The organism is Marinomonas gallaica (assembly GCF_049821165.1).
Classification (GTDB): domain Bacteria; phylum Pseudomonadota; class Gammaproteobacteria; order Pseudomonadales; family Marinomonadaceae; genus Marinomonas; species Marinomonas gallaica.
Genome location: NZ_CP187511.1, coordinates 1,490,535 through 1,508,360, shown reverse-complemented (window position 1 = coordinate 1,508,360; position 17,826 = coordinate 1,490,535). Strand labels below are relative to the sequence as shown.

The following is a 17,826-nucleotide window of genomic DNA, read 5'->3' as shown; positions in this document are numbered from 1 at the left end:
CATTTCTATCATAGTAATTAATCCTGCCAATCCGTGAGTCGAGAGCGTAAACGCATCGCCGCTTGACTGTGTATTTGACTGACACGCGATTCACTAACGCCCAATACGGCACCAATTTCTTTTAAATTCAATTCATCATTATAGTAGAGCGAAAGAACCAATTTTTCACGCTCTGGTAATCGCTCTATCTCTTGAGCAAGATGTATTTGGAAGCCAGCTTCTTCTACTAAGTGATCAGGCTGGCTGGTATGACCATCTACTTTAATATCAAGCTCATGGCTACCTGTTTCACTATCCAACATTTCTTCATAACTAAACAACTGGGTCGACATAGACGAATGCAAAATATCATGATATTCGTCAATACTAATGTCCATGTGAGATGCAACTTCAAGGTCTGTTGCTTCACGACCACTGAACGACTCTACTTCGCGAATGGCACTCGCCACGGCTCTACTGTTTCGTCTTACCGAACGCGGTGCCCAATCACTTTTACGCACTTCATCCATCATGGAGCCACGAATACGAATGCCTGCGTAGGTTTCAAATGAAGCACCTTTAGTCGATTCAAATCGCTTGTAGGCTTCAATAAGTCCCATCATCCCAGCTTGAATCAAATCATCGATATCAACACTGCTTGGTAATCTAGCCAACAGATGATAAGCGATTTTTTTCACTAGAGAATCATATTTCAGCACAATCGCATCAATCGATAACGTCGCCTTCTTTGTGTACATGCTACATCCATCTTCGCGTCTTGATATGCTACAACTCTAAATTTATTATCCGAGAGCGTACAAACTTAAATGTACTATATAGTTCGCTGTAGTGCTCTGCCAAATAACATATTTTTACTAACTCCCATACTTCAGTGACCCATAGAGCTGTCCAAACTGCTCAGCAGTATACACCGCACGACTGACTAAGTTGTGCGCTCGTGCAGGTTCTATATCGTCGGGAATTCGCTGACCATATGCAACATACATAACCGGCAAGCCTTCTTCAATAACAACACTAATCGCTTCACCTAGGGAAGCTGATTCGTCAATTTTACTTAAAACACAACCGTCTAACTGTATCTGAGAATAGACATCTACAACAGTCTTTAACACCTGACGCTGACTTGTACAGGGTAAAACCAACAATTTCTTTAAATACCCACGCGCTCTTTTCATCATAGCAAGCTGTCGCTCAAGGTTTTGATCCCTTGGATTCATACCCGCTGTATCAACAAGCACTAGCGAGTAATCTGAATACTTATCTAACACTTCATTCAAATCAGTGTACTCATTCACGACCTCAACAGGGACATTTAAAATCCGTCCGAACGTACGAAGCTGTTCATGGGCGGCTATACGATAGGTGTCCGTAGTAATTAATACCACATTATTAGAGCCGTATTTTAAAACATACTGAGCAGCAATTTTGCCTATTGTCGTGGTTTTCCCCACCCCTGTCGGCCCCATAAATGCAATGCAACCACTGAAGGCCTCTGCTGTAGAACGTATAGGAATACTGTCGGCCAAATGAGAAAGCGCTTTTTTCCAGTCTTCCTCTCTTCCGGTCAAAGACAAATCCGACATGATTTTATCAATGACTTTCTCTGATAATCCTAACGTTGTTAATTGTTCTTGAAGCCGCTGATCGTAGGTTTGTCTTTTGGCTGCAGAAGCTTGAGCCACAACTTGCTGATTATCTTGTTGAGTCTGCTCTAATAGCCGACGAACTTGCTCGAGCTCTTTTTCCATAGCTCGAAGCTTCTCTTCGTCAGGTGACGGGCGCTCCCGAACATGACTCCTTAAAGATAGATCTTCTTGAATAGAAGGCTCAGGATCAGATTCATAGTTGTTTGATGTGGGGGCGTAATCATCAACGTAATGATTTTTCGCAGGTTTTTGTTTAGGCGGAGCGACATCATCAAAGACTTCATACACGTCCCCCTTAGGCTTTGAAGATTGCGGAGCCATACCACGTGCCTGCTCTAGACGCTCTTTGTAATGCGCACTAGGCTCTGGCGTTGTCGGCTGCTGGGGAGCTTTGCGCTGTACTGGGTCTGGTTTGTGGTTTGTACTAGGCGTCATCGAACCGTCATAATCGATTGCAATGACGATTTCAACTTCACCACTTGGCAGACGCTTATTGGACATAATGACAGCATCAGGCCCGACGGCTTCACGTATCTTACGTATCGCCTTTTGCATATCGGGAGCTCTAAACCGCCTATACTGCATTTAATACCAGTCCTTTAAGTCTATTTATGCATACAAATCCATAGCTTACCCGAAAGGTTTTCATAAATATAGCTAGAAAATCAATGCTTTTCCTTAATTCACTGGCCAATGACAGCGACCACCGTCACTCGCTTGTTATCAGGCACCTCTTGATAGGAAAGCACAGACATTCCAACGCCACCATAACGCATAAAACGAGCTAACATAGGTCTTATGGGAGCCGATACAATGAGTATGGGCGCATTTCCCATTGCTTCTTGTTGCTCTGCATGTTCACGGAAAGACTTTTGTAACTGCTCTGCCATTTGAGGCTCAAGAATAAGCGCTTCTTCATTTTTAATTCCAGATTGCTGGCTTTGCTGAACCGTTTGCATAAGCATTTTTTCAAGCTGAGGATCCAGTGTCATAACCGGCACTTCTTCGACACCTTCAGCCAATGATTGCATAATCATGCGTGACAACGCTGTACGTACGGCTGACGTTAAGATCATCGGATCTTGTGATTTTGGCTGTACACCCATAATTGCTTCGGCAATAGTACGCATATCTCTAAGCGGAACATTTTCTTGTAACAGGTTTTGCAGCACTTTTAGCAACACACTTAAAGGCACAGCATTGGGCACTAACTCTTCTGCTAATTTAGGGTTATGTTGTTTAAGCAAACCAAGCAATTGCTGAACTTCATCATGGCCGATCAACTCAAATGCATGCTTCTGCATCACTTGGTTAATATGCGTCGCCACAACCGTACTCACATCCACCACGGTATAACCATAGGTTTGCGCTTGGTCGCGCTTCTTTGTATCAATCCAGATAGCATCCAAACCAAATGATGGGTCTTTACCAGGAATACCATCTACCTTACCAAACACTTGACCTGGATCGATCGCCAATTCTTTATCGGGGTGCACTTCTGCCTCCGCAAGACTCACGCCCATTAAGGTAATTCGGTATGCATTAGGCATCAAATCTAAATTGTCTCGTATGTGCACACTAGGCACTAAAAAACCCAGTTCTTGGGACAACTTTCGACGAACACCTTTGATTCGCGAAAGCAGCTCCCCACCTTGGCTTTTGTCGACAAGAGGTATCAGACGATAGCCGACCTCTAAGCCAAGCATATCCACTGGCGCAACATCGTCCCAGCTCAAGTCTTTGCTTTCCGCGGGGGGCTGAGCCCCACTAGAATCGCCTTTGCTAGCCCCTTTGGAGGCTGTTTTTGTTTGGGCTTTTATCTTCTTGCGGTATTCAATATAGTAAGCACCACCTGCAACACACGCGGCCAATGATAGAAACGAAAAATGAGGCATGCCAGGTACGACGCCCATTATCGTTAAAATGCCCGCTGCCACATAAAGCGCTTTAGATGAGGCAAACATCTGACCAAAAATTTGCTGCCCCATATCACCCGCTTCATTAACACGAGTAACCATGATCGCAGCCGCGGTCGATAACATTAAAGAAGGCAACTGAGCAACAAGTCCATCACCAATAGTCAGAAGAGAGTAGACCTGAACAGCTTCCACAAATGACAGGCCATGCTGCGCCATACCAATGGCCAGACCACCAATAATATTAATACCTAAAATCATCAGGCCGGCGACGGCATCACCTTTCACAAACTTCGACGCACCATCCATCGAACCGTAAAATTCCGCTTCAGCCGCTATTTCATCGCGGCGCTGCTTAGCTTGATCAGAGTCAATCATGCCAGCATTCAAATCCGCATCAATCGCCATTTGCTTACCAGGCATAGCGTCCAGCGTAAATCGGGCACTTACTTCCGAGATACGCCCTGCACCTTTCGTCACCACGGCAAAGTTAATGATCATCAAGATGGCAAAAACCACAAAACCCACAACGTAGTCACCACCAATCACCACTTCGCCAAAGGCTTGAATAACCTTTCCGGCGGCATCGCCACCCTCATGGCCATTCAACAGCACAACCCGGGTCGATGCGACATTCAACGCCAGTCGCATCAAGGTTGAAATCAGCAAAATCGTTGGAAAAACAGCAAAATCTAATGGTCGCATGGAATATACAGCCACCAATAGAACCACTATCGCTAACGCAATATTAAAGGTAAATAGAACATCAAGTAGAAAAGGTGGCAGTGGCAATATCATCATGGCAAGCAGTGCCAAGAGAATAAAAGGAACACCTAAGTTACCACTTAGAATGCCTTTCATTTGCCCACCTAATCGCTGGCGATCAAATTCCACTCATACCTCGGTTCATCAAATTAGCGCTCCCCGTTCCATTGAAATTCTTCTGGTACTTCTAATTGCGGCATACGCTCAGGAGGCTTCTCTCCCGTTCGGGCCATTCTAATTTGATAGACATAAGCCAGCAACTGAGCAATCACTTGAAACAACCCCTCTGGAATTTCATCCCCAATTTCAGTATGCCTGTAAACCGCACGGGTTAATTCTGGCGATTGTATCACAGGGATATCGTAGTAATTGCCTATCTCTCGAATCTTCAAGGCAATGAAGTCATTCCCCTTCGCCAGCAGGACCGGCGCCTTACCATTTGCTTGATCGTATTTTAACGCTACAGAATAATGTGTCGGGTTAGTAATAATAACATCGGCTTGGGGTACATCTGACATCATACGGCGCATCGCAGCCTGTCGCTGTAACTGGCGTATGCGGCCTTTTACTTGAGGGTCACCCTCCGCATTTTTATACTCGTCTTTAACTTCCTGCTTGGTCATCTTCAGTTTATCTTTGTGTTGCCAAGCTTGGAAAGGCACATCAACAGCGGCGATAATAATAAGAGAGGAGGACACCAAGATAAACGCCCAAATCAATACCTCAATCGCATGATTTAATGCCGTTCCAGTTGTCTCAAAAGTCAGTCCGGTTAACGTAGGAATATAGTAACGCAACACGAAATAGGCTGCGGTCCCTACCAGTGCCACTTTCAAAATAGACTTACCAAGTTCTACCAGCGACTGGACAGAGAACATTCGTTTGATACCCGTAATAGGGTTCATTTTTGATAGTTTTGGAGTGATTGCCTCAAACGAAAAGTTAAAACCACCCAAAGCAACGCTACCAATGACCCCTGCCACCGCAACAATCACCATGAAAACAGTAATAGAGTCCATTGCAGCCATGATCGACACATACAAATGGTGAATCATCATAGCCTTATCAAATAAATCTTCACGCGCCAAAGAAAAATTAAAAGCATAAAGTCGCGTCAAATCATCCACAATCAACATTCCGATCATGTACATTGAAAATGCCGCCACAACCAATAAAACAGCACTACTTAGGTCTTTAGAGCGGGCGACATTGCCCTTTTCTCTCGCCTGTTCGAGTTTTTTGGCACTGGCGTCTTCGGTTTTTTCTGTACCGTCTTCGTTCTCAGCCATTACTGCTGATCCCCCACGTCTCTTGTAACCAAGTCGTCATTTCCTGAAAAAACAACCGGTAGATATCCAAAAAGTCTTCCAGCATAATCCAAATAAAGACAAGCGAGAACAGCATAATAATTGGGAAGCCAAGTGCGAAGACATTCAATTGAGCCGATGCTTTTGCTACAACACCAAATGAAACGTTCATAATAAGAGTCGCCACAGCAAGCGGAAGAACCATCAACAACCCTTTCTCAAATAGCCAGCTACCCAACTGCAACACATCCCAATAACGCTGGCTGTCAAAGCCACTACCAATCGGCCAATAATCAAAGCTGCTCACCAAATACTCGATCATCACAAGATGACCGTTTGTTCCCAAAAAAGCCAGCCCCGCCATCGTCATATAATATTGGCCTACTGTAGCAACAGTAATGCCGTTTGCGGGATCATTCGACATGGCAAAACCAAGCCCCGCTTTCATTGCTGCTAATTGACCTGCTAAAGAAAATATCTGAAATAAAACCGTTACAACGAAACCCAAGACAATACCAACAATAAGCTGTTCAGCAATCAGTAAGATAAAGGCAGGTGAGATTGGGTCATAGCTAGGCACTGTGACTATAGGCGTCACAATGATAGAAATAACGAAGGCAAAAAGCAGACGAACACGGATACTCACAAGTTTACTGCCAAATAATGGCAACGCCATTAAAAAAGCCCCAATTCTAAAAAAAGGCAATAAGAAGCTGACAGCTAATGCCATTAATTGATCAGGGTTTAATTCCAGCATTAGCCAATCATCATGGGAATATCAATAAACAACTGCGTAAAAAAGTCTGTCAGGCTTGTTAAAACCCACGGCCCAAGATGCATAATGGCAAAAATAGTGACGATAAAACGAGGTAAAAAAGTCAATGTCTGCTCGTTAATTTGAGTTGCCGCCTGAAAGATACTCACGATTAAGCCAACAACCAAACTAGGGACCATTAATGCCGATACAATAATGACGATCAAATAAAAGCCTTGCCCATACAAATCCAGAACAATTTGAGGATCCATGACTAAATTCCAAAACTAGCGGCTAACGTTCCCATAATCATAGACCAGCCATCTACCATTACAAACAGCATAATTTTAAAGGGTAACGAAATGATCACTGGAGAAAGCATCATCATGCCCATCGCCATCAATACACTGGCAACGACCATATCAACGATCAAAAATGGGATAAATAACATAAAACCAATTTGGAACGCCGTTTTTAACTCACTAGTGACAAAGGCGGGCATCAATATGGTGAATGGTAGCGTATCTAACGAATCAATTTGACCTTCTTTACCTGCTAACTTGACGTATAACGCCACGTCATCCTCACGGGTTTGCGCCAACATGAACTCGCGCACAGGCTTAGAAGCTGCCTCTACTGCTTGAAGGGAGGTCATTTCATTATTTAAGTAAGGCTGTAGAGCCACCGCATTAATTTCATCAAGCGTGGGTGTCATAATAAACAGCGTTAGGAATAAGGCCATACCTAACATTATTTGGTTCGACGGTGACTGCTGTAAACCTATTGCTTGACGAAGAATCGACAAGACTATAATGATACGAGTAAATGATGTCATCATAATTAACGCTGAAGGCAGCAGCGTTAATGCTGTCATGATGAACAGAATTTGCAAAGTTACCGAATATTCTTGGCTACCATCTGGATTGGTAATGACAGAGACCGCTGGCAACCCTTGATCAGCCCAAACAAAAAGAGGCAGCAAAGAAAGCGTAATCAACAACCATCTTAGCAGCATTAAAATCTTACTTCTCATTGGTTAGCTGCTCATTCATCATTTCGGCGAACTGGTTGCCAGTCGAATCAAACTCACTTAAACAGGTAATGCTATTAGCCGTCGCGCCGAGCAGCATTCGCTTACCCTGAACTTCAACCAAAATAAGCTTCTCTTTTGTACCAATTGACTGCGATGCCAGTATTTGAATTTCAGATTTCGACAGTTTAAGTTGCAGCCCTTGTAAACGCTTTAACCCCCAAATGACCAACGGGATCAGCGCTATTAAAAAAGCTAAAGCAAAAAAAAGACGCCAAATAGAGGACGTATCAGCCATTTTCATCCCTCCAGAAAAAGGCTCCGCGAGCACTCCTGTCGAGATAAAAAACGAACATAATAGAATAAGATATCGCGTCATTTAGAAGTTTATTTCAACCGTTTAATACGTTCACTAGGGCTTACAACATCGGTTAAACGGATGCCATATCTATCATTGACCACTACCACTTCACCGTGAGCAATCAAAGTGCCGTTTACGAGCACATCTAATGGCTCACCAGCAAAACGGTCTAACTCCACAACAGATCCTTGTGTTAACTGCAGCAAGTTACGAATAGCTATTTCCGTACTGCCCAGCTCCATCGACAAGGTGACGGGGATATCCATAATAAGCTCCATATCAGAGCTTAAAGCAGGCATTCCAGACGCACCACCTAATTCTTCTAATTGAACAGGTTTAACCTCCTGCTCAGACATCGCGGCTGCCCATTCATCATCAACGTCACCGCCCTCACCTTCGTCATCACCCGCTTCAGACATTGCTGCCGCCCATTCGTCGGCCAAATCAGCGTCCATTCCTTCCGCATCTGGGTTTGTTTCTTCTGCCATTTTTTTAGACCTAACTAATTCTTAGAGTTCTTACAGCTTTCAATCATTTCAACGGCGTAATATCCGTTACTCACACCAAGCTTACCTTTAAAAGTAGGTACGTTATTAGCACGAACTGTTACTAATTCCGGCATCTCGATAGGTATGACATCCCCTTTTTTAAACTTCATGACTTCACCCAGTTTAACTTTTTTGTTAACGACATTAACCTGGATACTCACATCAAGTTCTTGTACATCTTGCTCTAGCGATTTTCCCCAGCGTTCATCTTTCTCATCGACGTCACTCTGAACACCTGCATCAAGCAACTCTCGCACTGGCTCAATCATTGAATAGGGCAAGGTAATATGAAGCTCGCCACCACCACCATCCAGTTCGATATGAAAAGTCGAGACGACAACGACCTCACTCGGACTTACAATATTCGCCATCGCTGGATTCACTTCCGAGCTAATGTATTCAAGGTCAACTTTTAAAACAGGCGCCCAAGCTTCAGTCAAATCTACAAATACTTGCTCAAGCATCAACTGAACGATTCGAATCTCAGTCGGTGTAAATTCTCGACCTTCAATTTTAGCGTGACGGCCGTCACCACCAAAGAAGTTATCTACCAACTTAAACACCAGCTTAGCATCTAAAATAAATAACGCCGTGCTTCGTAGTGGTCGAAACTTAACAAGATTCAAACTGGTTGGGACATACAAAGTGTGAACGTACTCACCAAACTTCATTATTTGAAGCCCACCCGATGACACATCGGCCGTACGGCGTAGCAAGTTAAATAGGCTTATACGTGTATAGCGAGCAAAACGCTCATTGATCATTTCAAGCGTGGGCATTCGCCCACGCACAATTCGCTCTTGGCTGGTAATATCATAGGATGAGACACCGCCTGCATCGGCGTTATCATCCGCTTCAGGCTTTTCATCTGCACCATGTAAGAGTGCATCAATCTCATCTTGGGATAATAAATCTTGCGCAGCCATTTATCGTCCTTATTGCATCACAAAGTTTGTGAACAATACATCTTCAATGCCACCTAAACCCGTCTCTTGGGTCAGTATGCTGTTGATCGTTTCAACAGAAGCTTCTTTCAAAGCCTGCTTACCATCAAGGGTTTGCAGCTCTTCAAAGGATTGACTCGAGAAAAGTAATACAAGACTGTTTCTAATTAATGGCATATGCAACTTAACAGCATCGATTTGCCCTTGATCACGGGACTTAAGGGTCATATTCAATTGTAGGTAACGCTGCTTACCAGATACCATAAAATCAACGACAAACGCTTGATCAAGGTCTAAATAGATCGCAGGGCCATCCAACTGAACCATCTCTTCTGCTGAAGCCGCCTCACCATCGGCGGCTTCTTCTGTATCGTCGCCACTGAATAAAAAGAAATACGCGGCGGCACCACCACCACCACCTAGTACCAACAACGCCACAACAATAATGATGATCAGTTTTTTCTTGCCGCCTTTTTTCCCTTCTTCAGCGCCAACGTCTAATTCATCGTCTGCCATATACAACCCTTGTTCATGCAAATTAGCTAATACATTCTACGAATGTGCAAGACCACTATTCTACAAAGATTATAGTGAATCACCATGGTTTTCTACGCGTAATAATCAATCCCTTGTTCTGCAGGCGATACATAACTCACATTTTCCAAGCCATCCATATCACCTACATCGTCATTGCCAAGGTTTCCGCCCCCTTTTCCTTGTCCATTTTGACCATCAGATGCATCTGAGCCGTAAGCTTGTCCGTTATCTTGTGAGACTTCCACATCAACTGAGTCTAAGTCCATGCCTTGTTGCTGTAACATATCTCGAAGGCGCTGCATCTGCCCCTCAAGGGCTTCTTTCGCGTGTGCCGAGCTGGCAATAAAGCTCACGTGTGTATTGGAATCTTGATCGATACTGACTTTTACCGTCAAACTCCCTAACTCAGGCGGATCTAATTGTATATGTGCGGTTTTGAACCCTTCTTTAACCACCCATGACACCTTAGATGTCATCTCTGAAGACCAAGCTTGCGTATCAGGCGATGCATGCATTGTTAACTGGGCAGCAGCACCTTCAGGGCGGGCGTTAGCGGTCGCCGCTCCCATAAGGGCATTGGCTGAAGTCAGGCTATTAAGACCCTGACTGGTAGGCTGCAATGGACTGCTAAATCCAGTCACCGCTTGCTCAAGCGCTTTTTTAGCACCCATTAACTCGCTTAAGTCTTTAGGAAGTTCAATCAAGTCCTTATCCATTAGCACGGATAAATCGCCATCCTGAAGCGCAGCAGCTAAAGACTCTCCCGATAAAGCGTTTTTAGATACATTCATCGCATTGGGGGCCGTATTTAAACCGCTTGTTGCTTGCTCAGCTTTTTTCGACAGTTGCTCCATCATCCAACGTAGGTTTTCGTTAGGTCGAAGAGCGTCTAACTCAACGTCATTGTCTACGCTATTTTCGGACGAAGAAGCACTCACATTCAATGGTGCAATGTTTTCATTAGCAGCTTCGCTTTGATTTATTGCTACAGCCTCGGCATCAAGAGGAGCCGTATTACCGCTTTGCAGTACACTCTCACTTCCTGTTTGTGTTTTTCCTTGTAGATGAATGACATCATCAACAACCGCTGCTGTAGTTTCGGTTGCCACCTCTGATGGTAACCCTTCTTGAAAGGTTGCATCAGAGATAACACCGCTGTTAGAGGAAGCAACTGAGCCATCTAACTCTAATTGGTTTTCTTCAGAGACTTTCTTTTGAACATCATTGCTAGAATGGGCATTATCATTTGCTTGATTGATTGGATTACTTAACGTGTTTTCCCCATCCTCAACATTAGATGACCCCGTATCCAACCGAGAAGTCTTGCCGCCTTCCGATTCAGAGGAATCTTCAGATAGTTGAGTATTTTTTATTTCAGTGGAAGTGTCGTACTCTTGTGGAAGAGTAGATGTATCTTCGCCTTCTGACGAAGCATTCATCTCATCTACACTATTTTGGTCAGCATTGTCCTCTTGCGATAGCTGTTCGTCACTTGTTTGAGGTGACGGCTGGATAACACCTGAAGCAGTATCCAAACGTGAGCTTTGGGTGGAGTCTCCCATCACAGAGCCATCTACTGCAACGGCTTGCCCATCCGTTTGCCGCTCTTTGCCGTCCTTATCGATAGGCGAAAGCTCAGATGAATCTGCCCCGACCTTATCTTGATCAACAGATTCCCCCCCATCAGTCTTAACTGGCTGCTCAATCTCTTTTGCTTCCTTGTCTTGCGGCTTAGATTGAACGCTATGAGGTTCTGCTTCCCCAGTTTTCTGCGTACCATCTACCGCCACACTAGAATCCGTAGAGCTTTGAATTTGCTGGTTTTTATCGGACACTACTGAACTTGATTTAGATGTTCTATCAGCACTATATGGCCGATTCGTTGCATCAAGAACAGAGCCAAAGTCACTGCCAGCGTTACCTTGAGATGACGAAGACGTTTTTGCAACCTTGGGAGTCGTCGATACGACGGATAAAGATGGGCTATTAATCATGGGCAACCTCCACTATTCGCAATATTACTGCAAATAGGAGGCCAAGTTTACCAAGTATAAATAATAGAAATTTTAGTGCCATCGTCCGACAGCTCGACTTTATTACAAAGCTGATTAATCAAACTTAATCCTCTATTAAAAGGTCGATCATGATCAAAATCGTTCAATTGCAAATTAGAGGTATCAAAACCTTTACCACTGTCCGACATTGTTAAACATAAACAGCCTTCCCCTTGCTCTGCAGTCACCTTCACATCAATAACAACCTTGCCTTCTAGTAACTGCTCGAGTTTAGATTCTCTTAAGGAGTAATACTCAGCAAACCCTTCTACAGTCGATTTTAGCTTTGAATCTAGATTAAGAATGCCATGCTCCAAAGCATTAGAGTACATCTCAGAAAGGATCATAAACACCTCGCTAGAGCGTTTATTAAGCTCAGGAACGGTTGTTAATATCTGCAATAAGTAAGGCAAAGGGTCGGTATTCTTTAACGAGTCCGCATGCAGTTCATAACAAAATGCGAAACTAGCGGGGGCATTAAAACTTCGTCCTTGAGCTAAGGACTGAGATTGTGGACTATTATCCAATGCCAGAGACAAATCTATTCCGAGCACAGAAATATCATCGTGGGGATTTTCAAGAATGCCTTCATCATGCAGCATTTTTTCCAACCATTCAAAAGGACTACCTTTCACTTGGCCTTCATATAGAGGATTTAAAGCGCTATTGTAATGGATCTTATTATCTTTGCTTCTGGCCTCGTAAACCCCATCTGTAAAAGCGATAAAGTAATCCCCTGGCTCGTAGGAAAACATATCGATATTGGCTTCAAATTCATGCTCATTTAGTATTCCTAGAGGCAATGAGTCAGAGCTAATCAATTTTGGTAGGGTTTCATCTGCAGAAAAGTACAGCAAATCGGGTAAGCCTGCATTCCACACAGCAACAGTACGATTGTGCGTATTAATATCAATAAAGGCCGCTGCACAAAACATGTTTGGCGGCAATATCGTATGTAATCGCTTATTGATTTCAGGAAGGATCTGACGCATAACAAAACCTTTCTCCGTCCAGTCGAAGAAAATGTCTGCTAATGGCAAAGCGCCTATCGCGGCAGATAAGCCATGCCCAGTAAAATCCCCAAGCAATAGATGCATGCCCCCATTGGGCTTATAAGCTGCCAAAATAACATCGCCATTAAAAATATGGCTACCATGATGAAGCGTGGAAAGTGCTCTGTCAGATAAACAATTTGAATGAGTAATGCGCTCATAAACCATTTTTGCCACTTCTTGGTCATGAACCATTTGCTGGTTTAACAGTGACAATTCATCGCGCTGCTCAGACAAGGCATTTTGCAATACCAACAATCGTGCAATAGCATTTAATTTAGCGGAAACCAAAGTGGGGTTGTAAGGCTTAGATATGAAGTCAGTAGCACCAACATCTAAGCAATTTTGCAGCACAGCAGGATCAGAAATGCCCGATAAGAAGACAATTGGAACAAGTCTTTCTTGAGCTTTTTCTTGAATTTCAATGGCTGCCTCCCAACCGTCTTTACGAGGCATTTTAATGTCTAGACATACCAGTTGGATTTTATCCGGGTCAAAGCAATCGACAGCGTCTTGGCCGTCTTCAGCCGTCACAACCACATGCCCCAGCTGGCTTAGCATGGTTTCGAGTAACATTCTATCAGAGGGGTTGTCATCCGCGACAAGTATAGTTAGCTTTTGTTCCTTCATAGCCGCTCCGAAAATCATTACGCAAATGAAAACAGACGTTCAAACCTTGCCATTTTTAAAGCACTACCCACAAAGTCAGACGCGCCTTTTAATTCTATCGTTGCGCCGTCACCTCCTGCATGGTCACGCAGTAATAACAACATGCCTAAAGCAGAACTATCAATATAGCTTACATCTTTCAAATCTACGATAAAATCAGTGCCTTTCGGATGACGACTAAAGCCATCTCGAAACGCTTGCTGGCAGGCGTAGTCAAAACGTCCCTTTATGACTAAGGTCGCCGTATTTGCCTTTTCATCAAATTGACTAATAATCATACATCACGCCTCACAAACTTTGGGCCAAAAAATGATTTTAAGTTATTGATGAGAGAGGAGTTTTTTCTTACTCGCTAAATCCGAAACATAATCTAACTTTGACTGCACATCGTTTAGGCGGCGCATTAAGTCTGATTCAGTACTCTTAATATGCTCCAGCTTCAAGTCACCAGGAGCAGGCTTTGAGTCTAGGATTTCAGTTAACACAGTATCTATATCGTGGGCTAAATCAATGACGCTGTGTTCTATAACACTCGCACTTGAAGGCTCTGTATGCACTATGCTCAGCAAGTTTAAAATCGCTTCTTTAGTGTTTATTAGACCTTCATTTACCACTGCAACCCACGTATTTTGAGACGCCTGCCACCCAGCTAATTGCTGTAAATAGGCTTCGTATAACTCAAAGCGATATTCTATATGCTCTCTCACCAGCAAAAAATCTTGCTTACTTACTTCTATTTCTGAAGCGAGCATATTTTGACTTTCAAGGCTCTCATTCGTCTCGACTTCATTGCTATTGAGTTTAGCAACGAGCCACTCTGACAACTGTTGCAGTTTGGTAATCTTGGGATATTCTTTGTCACAGTTATTTACCAAGACATTAGAACGCGTAAGAAAATCGATCACTTGCTTACGATTTGCTTCCAATTTATTGGAAAAGCTAAAGTACGGCGAGGAGTCATCCAAAATTCTAACCGGGGCATCCCAAACGTCATTAGCCATTAAACTCAACGTTGCCTCCAGCACTCTAAGCTCTGCATGAGACTCAAGTTGAACCAGTTCGACTAAATAACCATACTGCTTACAGGTTGTAATTTTTGTACAGCGCACCTCATAGTTTCTCTTTCCTACTCGCTTAGGCGCTATAGTATTACTTTCAATCAAATCCTTAGAAAGCACTTCGCCTTCCAAATTGGAAAGATGGACATCGACCCCTAAAAAGTCCGATAAGGATTCAGATTCAAGCACCCACAACTCTGACATCCCCTCACTGACACTAAGAATTTCTCCACTCTCACTAACCAACAATTTAAGCGATAAAGAAGACGACATAGCCGATTGATAAAGCTGAGCAAAAGCTTTTTGGGTCAAAAAATCAGAATTAACACCGTTTAAAAAACTATCAAAATAGCGAGCAAAGTCACCAAATTCATCACTGCGCAAAACAGGCACAGAAATGGGAACTCCCGACTGCGCGCGATCAATCTGCGAGTGAAAAAAGCTTAATGCTACGCGTCTATCTAGCAGCACTCGACGCCATCCCCAAATCAGGTATATCAGCAACAAACACCACCCAGCAGAAAGAAGCATGACATAAGGGTGATGCAACAAGTCTATGTTTCCTAGTCGTGAGCTACGCTCCGCTGCAATTTGCTTAATTTGAGACAATCGACTCAATGCTAATTGGATTTGCTCTGCTACCGTAAATTGAGAAATCGTAACGGGTGCACTGGGTAAGCTAACAATCTCAGAACTGTATTCACGTAATCGCTGCCCTAGAGATCGCTCTCGCTGTAACAACTCAGGAATATAAACGGAACCTTGATCTGTGGATATTGCTCGCCACCGCGCCATCAACTCTAAGGTTTGGTAGGTAATGTCATGCAGCTCATTTGCAGAACGCTGAGATTCCTGTAAGCGTTCATTTGCAGCGAAATATGTTCCTACAAGCAAACCTGTAAATAACAGAATAAACAGCACCGCATACTGAACTATCCAGTCTGAAAAGCGCACTCGACGTTTATCAAATGCAGCATGAGTTGAAGTGGTTGCGTCCATCTTATTCAAGCATCTCTAACAGCTGTTTAAGAAAAAAGTAGGTATGGCGCTGGTCAAGCAAAAACCATCCATCCTCTCTTAGGGTGATACGAATTCGTTCTTCTTGCCAATTTAGCATAACCGCATCAGCGTCTACTAATTTATGAACCACGCTCTTATCTGCACTGCTGTATTGCCCCCTGAAGGCGAAGTTAATTCCCTTCGACTCAATAAAAATAACCAGATCATCCGCACTACACCACTTTTCATCCGGCTCAATTAAAGGCAATACATGACCGCTATGATAGACAAAACCAGGCACCAAGTGCACAACAGAGCGATACGGAGTAATTCCTATCACCATATCGCCATACAGCTCCATCCCATGAGAAGAAGATAACTGGATCATCACAGGAGAGTGGTTCTTACAGCGCCCATTCGCAGTACCACCGCGCCTTAACGTTAACGACTGATGAAATACTTCTTCTGGTAGCATAGGTTCATTATAAAAAGTCCCTCTAACGTTCCAAATATTATGCGTAGTTTTGGGTAAAAAATTGGCTCGTAAAACAACACCATAGTCTCGATCAAATGAATTTGGCTGTAGATAGTACGTGTGCCCATCTATCTCAATGGCCAACAATGGATTCCGCTCATGTAACGTTGCGACTGAGCTCCATCCGCTGTCTCCGTAATGCCAAACGTGTGTATCCAACGCAAGCGGAGGATTTTGACTCTCTCCATTGATCACTTTCACTCGAAATGCAGGCAATACAAGTGTCTGGCTTTCCCAGCGCAAACAATAAACTGGAATAACCGATTCCGACAAAGGCACTACTTGCGTCGCGCGCGACTGATCGTCCAGAAAAAAAACACGCCCTCCATAAAGATTTATCCCATGAGCAGTTTCTAGACTGGTACTCTGAGACATCACCCTTAGATTGCTCCTATTAGCAACCTGAATGACATCATCAACACTAACGGAAAACTGCTCTCGAACCTGATCATGGAGTGACTTATAAAAACTTAGAAAAGAAGGGCTTCTACGCCACACCTCACGCTCTGATGCCAATAAATGAAGCCAATCAACCCAGTAATTTTGGCTTTCTTCGGGCAACATCAAAGCTTGGCTTGAGCCTTGCTCCAACGCTTCCCAGTGCCAACTAGGCAATGTTAAGACTAATTGCTCTAAGTCTAAGCCTGTTTCCAGCACCACTTGCACGCGCACGTTGTCGAAACTATCGCTCTGAACACTAGACCGATTTTCTGCATGATCAATAACCCAATAGCCCAAGTCCGACAAACTTGAGAAGTCTTCAAACCCTTGAGTTACTTGACCTTGATATTCACCTCTATAAGAACGTACCGAATTGCGTTGAGTCTGCACTAAAGTAGTTTGCAAACCTCGCTGAATATTCTCGATCAAGCTAGTATCAACCGCCGTCGAAAAAGCCAGCTCAGCCACGTAAAGCGACCGGAACTCACTCGTCCATGCCAGCCAGCCAGCCATTTGCGAATCATTAAAAAACGCGCCATGATCAATCACTGCAGCAAAATCATTGATCAACAAATCAAGATAACTGTGAAGTTGGCTTTGTTCGGGTAGGTGGCACTTTAGATCTGCTAACAGTGACTGAATTGTCAAATAAGACTTTAGCGGTGCCAGTTGAGAATCAAAGATAGAAGACTCAATGTTAAACAGAGTCATTACAATAGAGGCTTGCGAGGCGGCTTGAACCTCGCTCATTAGGAACGCATCCGTTGAAAAAAAGCGCGGTTAGCAAATTCGTCTATCTGTTTTTGTTCCTGCTTTTCAGCCAACGCATTTTCTTCACCAACACTTTTTCCTTTTAGCCAGTCCATGCCTTTCGTTTTAGCCCGCGCATCCTGCCAACGCTTCATAACCATATTGACCTGCTGCTCCGAACGCTTCACCTGCTGTTCCTGCTGTTTCACGGCCTGATGTAAGCGCGTAACAAAGTGCTGGTAATTGGTCGTTAAATAGGGAGATAAGCCAAGTAGGTTGCGCTGCTGTTCATATTGCTCAGCATACTCTTTCAACTCTTGCAGTTTCTGTTGATCATGCTGTAGACGAGCTTGCTCTTTCGCCACAGCTTTCGCCACGTCATCTTCTTTGCGTTTCGAAATATCAACCAGTACCTGCATGCGCTCAGATTTTTTCATGCGTCTCCCTCGGAATTAGTTTG

Annotated in this window: 17 protein-coding genes; all 17 read right to left on the bottom strand. The window is 43.8% G+C overall.

From position 1 onward, the window contains the following. Nucleotides 1–17: 17 nt before the first annotated feature. On the bottom strand, nucleotides 18–737 hold the full coding sequence (locus ACPUEK_RS07000; protein ID WP_425642776.1) for an RNA polymerase sigma factor FliA: 720 nt from the start codon (nucleotides 735–737) through the stop codon (nucleotides 18–20). 117 nt (nucleotides 738–854) lie between these two features. Next, a complete protein-coding gene (flhF, locus tag ACPUEK_RS06995) occupies nucleotides 855–2,201 on the bottom strand; it encodes a flagellar biosynthesis protein FlhF (RefSeq protein ID WP_425642775.1) in 1,347 nt (448 codons plus the stop codon). Nucleotides 2,202–2,329: 128 nt separating this feature from the next. Further along, on the bottom strand, nucleotides 2,330–4,423 hold the full coding sequence (gene flhA / locus ACPUEK_RS06990; RefSeq protein ID WP_067222562.1) for a flagellar biosynthesis protein FlhA: 2,094 nt from the start codon (nucleotides 4,421–4,423) through the stop codon (nucleotides 2,330–2,332). A 53-nt stretch (nucleotides 4,424–4,476) separates the two neighbouring features. After that, nucleotides 4,477–5,616: a flagellar biosynthesis protein FlhB gene (gene flhB, locus ACPUEK_RS06985; protein WP_067222565.1), complete on the bottom strand. Its 1,140-nt coding sequence runs from the start codon at nucleotides 5,614–5,616 to the stop codon at nucleotides 4,477–4,479. Next, entirely contained in the window at nucleotides 5,609–6,391 is a 783-nt protein-coding gene (gene fliR / locus ACPUEK_RS06980) for a flagellar biosynthetic protein FliR (protein WP_067222569.1), read from the bottom strand. Before fliR ends, flhB begins: the two co-directional genes overlap by 8 nt. Next, entirely contained in the window at nucleotides 6,391–6,660 is a 270-nt protein-coding gene (gene fliQ / locus ACPUEK_RS06975; protein WP_067222572.1) for a flagellar biosynthesis protein FliQ, read from the bottom strand. The genes fliR and fliQ overlap by 1 nt, the downstream gene beginning before the upstream one ends. Nucleotides 6,661–6,662: 2 nt before the next feature. Then, nucleotides 6,663–7,421: a flagellar type III secretion system pore protein FliP gene (gene fliP, locus ACPUEK_RS06970; protein WP_197467839.1), complete on the bottom strand. Its 759-nt coding sequence runs from the start codon at nucleotides 7,419–7,421 to the stop codon at nucleotides 6,663–6,665. Further along, complete coding sequence (gene fliO / locus ACPUEK_RS06965) at nucleotides 7,411–7,716, bottom strand: flagellar biosynthetic protein FliO (protein ID WP_231872630.1); 306 nt, start codon at nucleotides 7,714–7,716, stop codon at nucleotides 7,411–7,413. The genes fliP and fliO overlap by 11 nt, the downstream gene beginning before the upstream one ends. An 89-nt stretch (nucleotides 7,717–7,805) precedes the next feature. Continuing rightward, the gene (gene fliN, locus ACPUEK_RS06960; protein WP_067030774.1) at nucleotides 7,806–8,267 is read right to left on the bottom strand and encodes a flagellar motor switch protein FliN; all 462 of its coding nucleotides are present in this window, start codon (nucleotides 8,265–8,267) and stop codon (nucleotides 7,806–7,808) included. 14 nt (nucleotides 8,268–8,281) lie between these two features. Next, nucleotides 8,282–9,253 carry a flagellar motor switch protein FliM gene (fliM, locus tag ACPUEK_RS06955; protein WP_067030777.1) on the bottom strand — a complete coding sequence of 324 codons (972 nt, stop codon included), beginning with the start codon at nucleotides 9,251–9,253 and terminating at the stop codon, nucleotides 8,282–8,284. Between the two features lie 9 nt (nucleotides 9,254–9,262). Then, nucleotides 9,263–9,787, bottom strand: coding sequence for a flagellar basal body-associated FliL family protein (locus ACPUEK_RS06950; protein ID WP_425642774.1), 525 nt, complete (start codon nucleotides 9,785–9,787; stop codon nucleotides 9,263–9,265). A 92-nt stretch (nucleotides 9,788–9,879) separates the two neighbouring features. Continuing rightward, nucleotides 9,880–11,802 carry a flagellar hook-length control protein FliK gene (locus ACPUEK_RS06945; RefSeq protein ID WP_425642773.1) on the bottom strand — a complete coding sequence of 641 codons (1,923 nt, stop codon included), beginning with the start codon at nucleotides 11,800–11,802 and terminating at the stop codon, nucleotides 9,880–9,882. 47 nt (nucleotides 11,803–11,849) lie between these two features. Then, a complete protein-coding gene (locus ACPUEK_RS06940) occupies nucleotides 11,850–13,544 on the bottom strand; it encodes a SpoIIE family protein phosphatase (RefSeq protein WP_425642772.1) in 1,695 nt (564 codons plus the stop codon). Nucleotides 13,545–13,561: 17 nt separating this feature from the next. Further along, entirely contained in the window at nucleotides 13,562–13,861 is a 300-nt protein-coding gene (locus ACPUEK_RS06935; RefSeq protein ID WP_067222587.1) for an STAS domain-containing protein, read from the bottom strand. Between the two features lie 42 nt (nucleotides 13,862–13,903). Next, complete coding sequence (locus ACPUEK_RS06930) at nucleotides 13,904–15,640, bottom strand: hypothetical protein (protein ID WP_425642771.1); 1,737 nt, start codon at nucleotides 15,638–15,640, stop codon at nucleotides 13,904–13,906. 1 nt (nucleotide 15,641) lies between these two features. Continuing rightward, complete coding sequence (locus tag ACPUEK_RS06925; RefSeq protein ID WP_425642770.1) at nucleotides 15,642–17,366, bottom strand: hypothetical protein; 1,725 nt, start codon at nucleotides 17,364–17,366, stop codon at nucleotides 15,642–15,644. Beyond that, nucleotides 17,366–17,803 (bottom strand): flagellar export protein FliJ, encoded by a 438-nt coding sequence (gene fliJ, locus ACPUEK_RS06920; RefSeq protein WP_417504562.1) that lies wholly within the window; start codon nucleotides 17,801–17,803, stop codon nucleotides 17,366–17,368. Before fliJ ends, ACPUEK_RS06925 begins: the two co-directional genes overlap by 1 nt. Between the last annotated feature and the right edge of the window lie 23 nt (nucleotides 17,804–17,826).

Coding starts and splice junctions, on each gene's coding strand:
- flhF (WP_425642775.1), bottom strand. CDS start 2,201: ATGCAAAAGGCGATACGTAAGATACGTGAAGCCGTCGGGCCTGATGCT.
- fliQ (WP_067222572.1), bottom strand. CDS start 6,660: ATGGATCCTCAAATTGTTCTGGATTTGTATGGGCAAGGCTTTTATTTG.
- ACPUEK_RS06945 (WP_425642773.1), bottom strand. CDS start 11,802: ATGATTAATAGCCCATCTTTATCCGTCGTATCGACGACTCCCAAGGTT.
- fliO (WP_231872630.1), bottom strand. CDS start 7,716: ATGGCTGATACGTCCTCTATTTGGCGTCTTTTTTTTGCTTTAGCTTTT.
- flhB (WP_067222565.1), bottom strand. CDS start 5,616: ATGGCTGAGAACGAAGACGGTACAGAAAAAACCGAAGACGCCAGTGCC.
- fliM (WP_067030777.1), bottom strand. CDS start 9,253: ATGGCTGCGCAAGATTTATTATCCCAAGATGAGATTGATGCACTCTTA.
- fliP (WP_197467839.1), bottom strand. CDS start 7,421: ATGAGAAGTAAGATTTTAATGCTGCTAAGATGGTTGTTGATTACGCTT.
- flhA (WP_067222562.1), bottom strand. CDS start 4,423: ATGAAAGGCATTCTAAGTGGTAACTTAGGTGTTCCTTTTATTCTCTTG.
- ACPUEK_RS06925 (WP_425642770.1), bottom strand. CDS start 17,366: ATGAGCGAGGTTCAAGCCGCCTCGCAAGCCTCTATTGTAATGACTCTG.
- fliR (WP_067222569.1), bottom strand. CDS start 6,391: ATGCTGGAATTAAACCCTGATCAATTAATGGCATTAGCTGTCAGCTTC.
- ACPUEK_RS06940 (WP_425642772.1), bottom strand. CDS start 13,544: ATGAAGGAACAAAAGCTAACTATACTTGTCGCGGATGACAACCCCTCT.
- ACPUEK_RS06930 (WP_425642771.1), bottom strand. CDS start 15,640: ATGGACGCAACCACTTCAACTCATGCTGCATTTGATAAACGTCGAGTG.
- fliJ (WP_417504562.1), bottom strand. CDS start 17,803: ATGAAAAAATCTGAGCGCATGCAGGTACTGGTTGATATTTCGAAACGC.
- ACPUEK_RS06935 (WP_067222587.1), bottom strand. CDS start 13,861: ATGATTATTAGTCAATTTGATGAAAAGGCAAATACGGCGACCTTAGTC.
- ACPUEK_RS06950 (WP_425642774.1), bottom strand. CDS start 9,787: ATGGCAGACGATGAATTAGACGTTGGCGCTGAAGAAGGGAAAAAAGGC.
- fliN (WP_067030774.1), bottom strand. CDS start 8,267: ATGGCAGAAGAAACAAACCCAGATGCGGAAGGAATGGACGCTGATTTG.
- ACPUEK_RS07000 (WP_425642776.1), bottom strand. CDS start 737: ATGTACACAAAGAAGGCGACGTTATCGATTGATGCGATTGTGCTGAAA.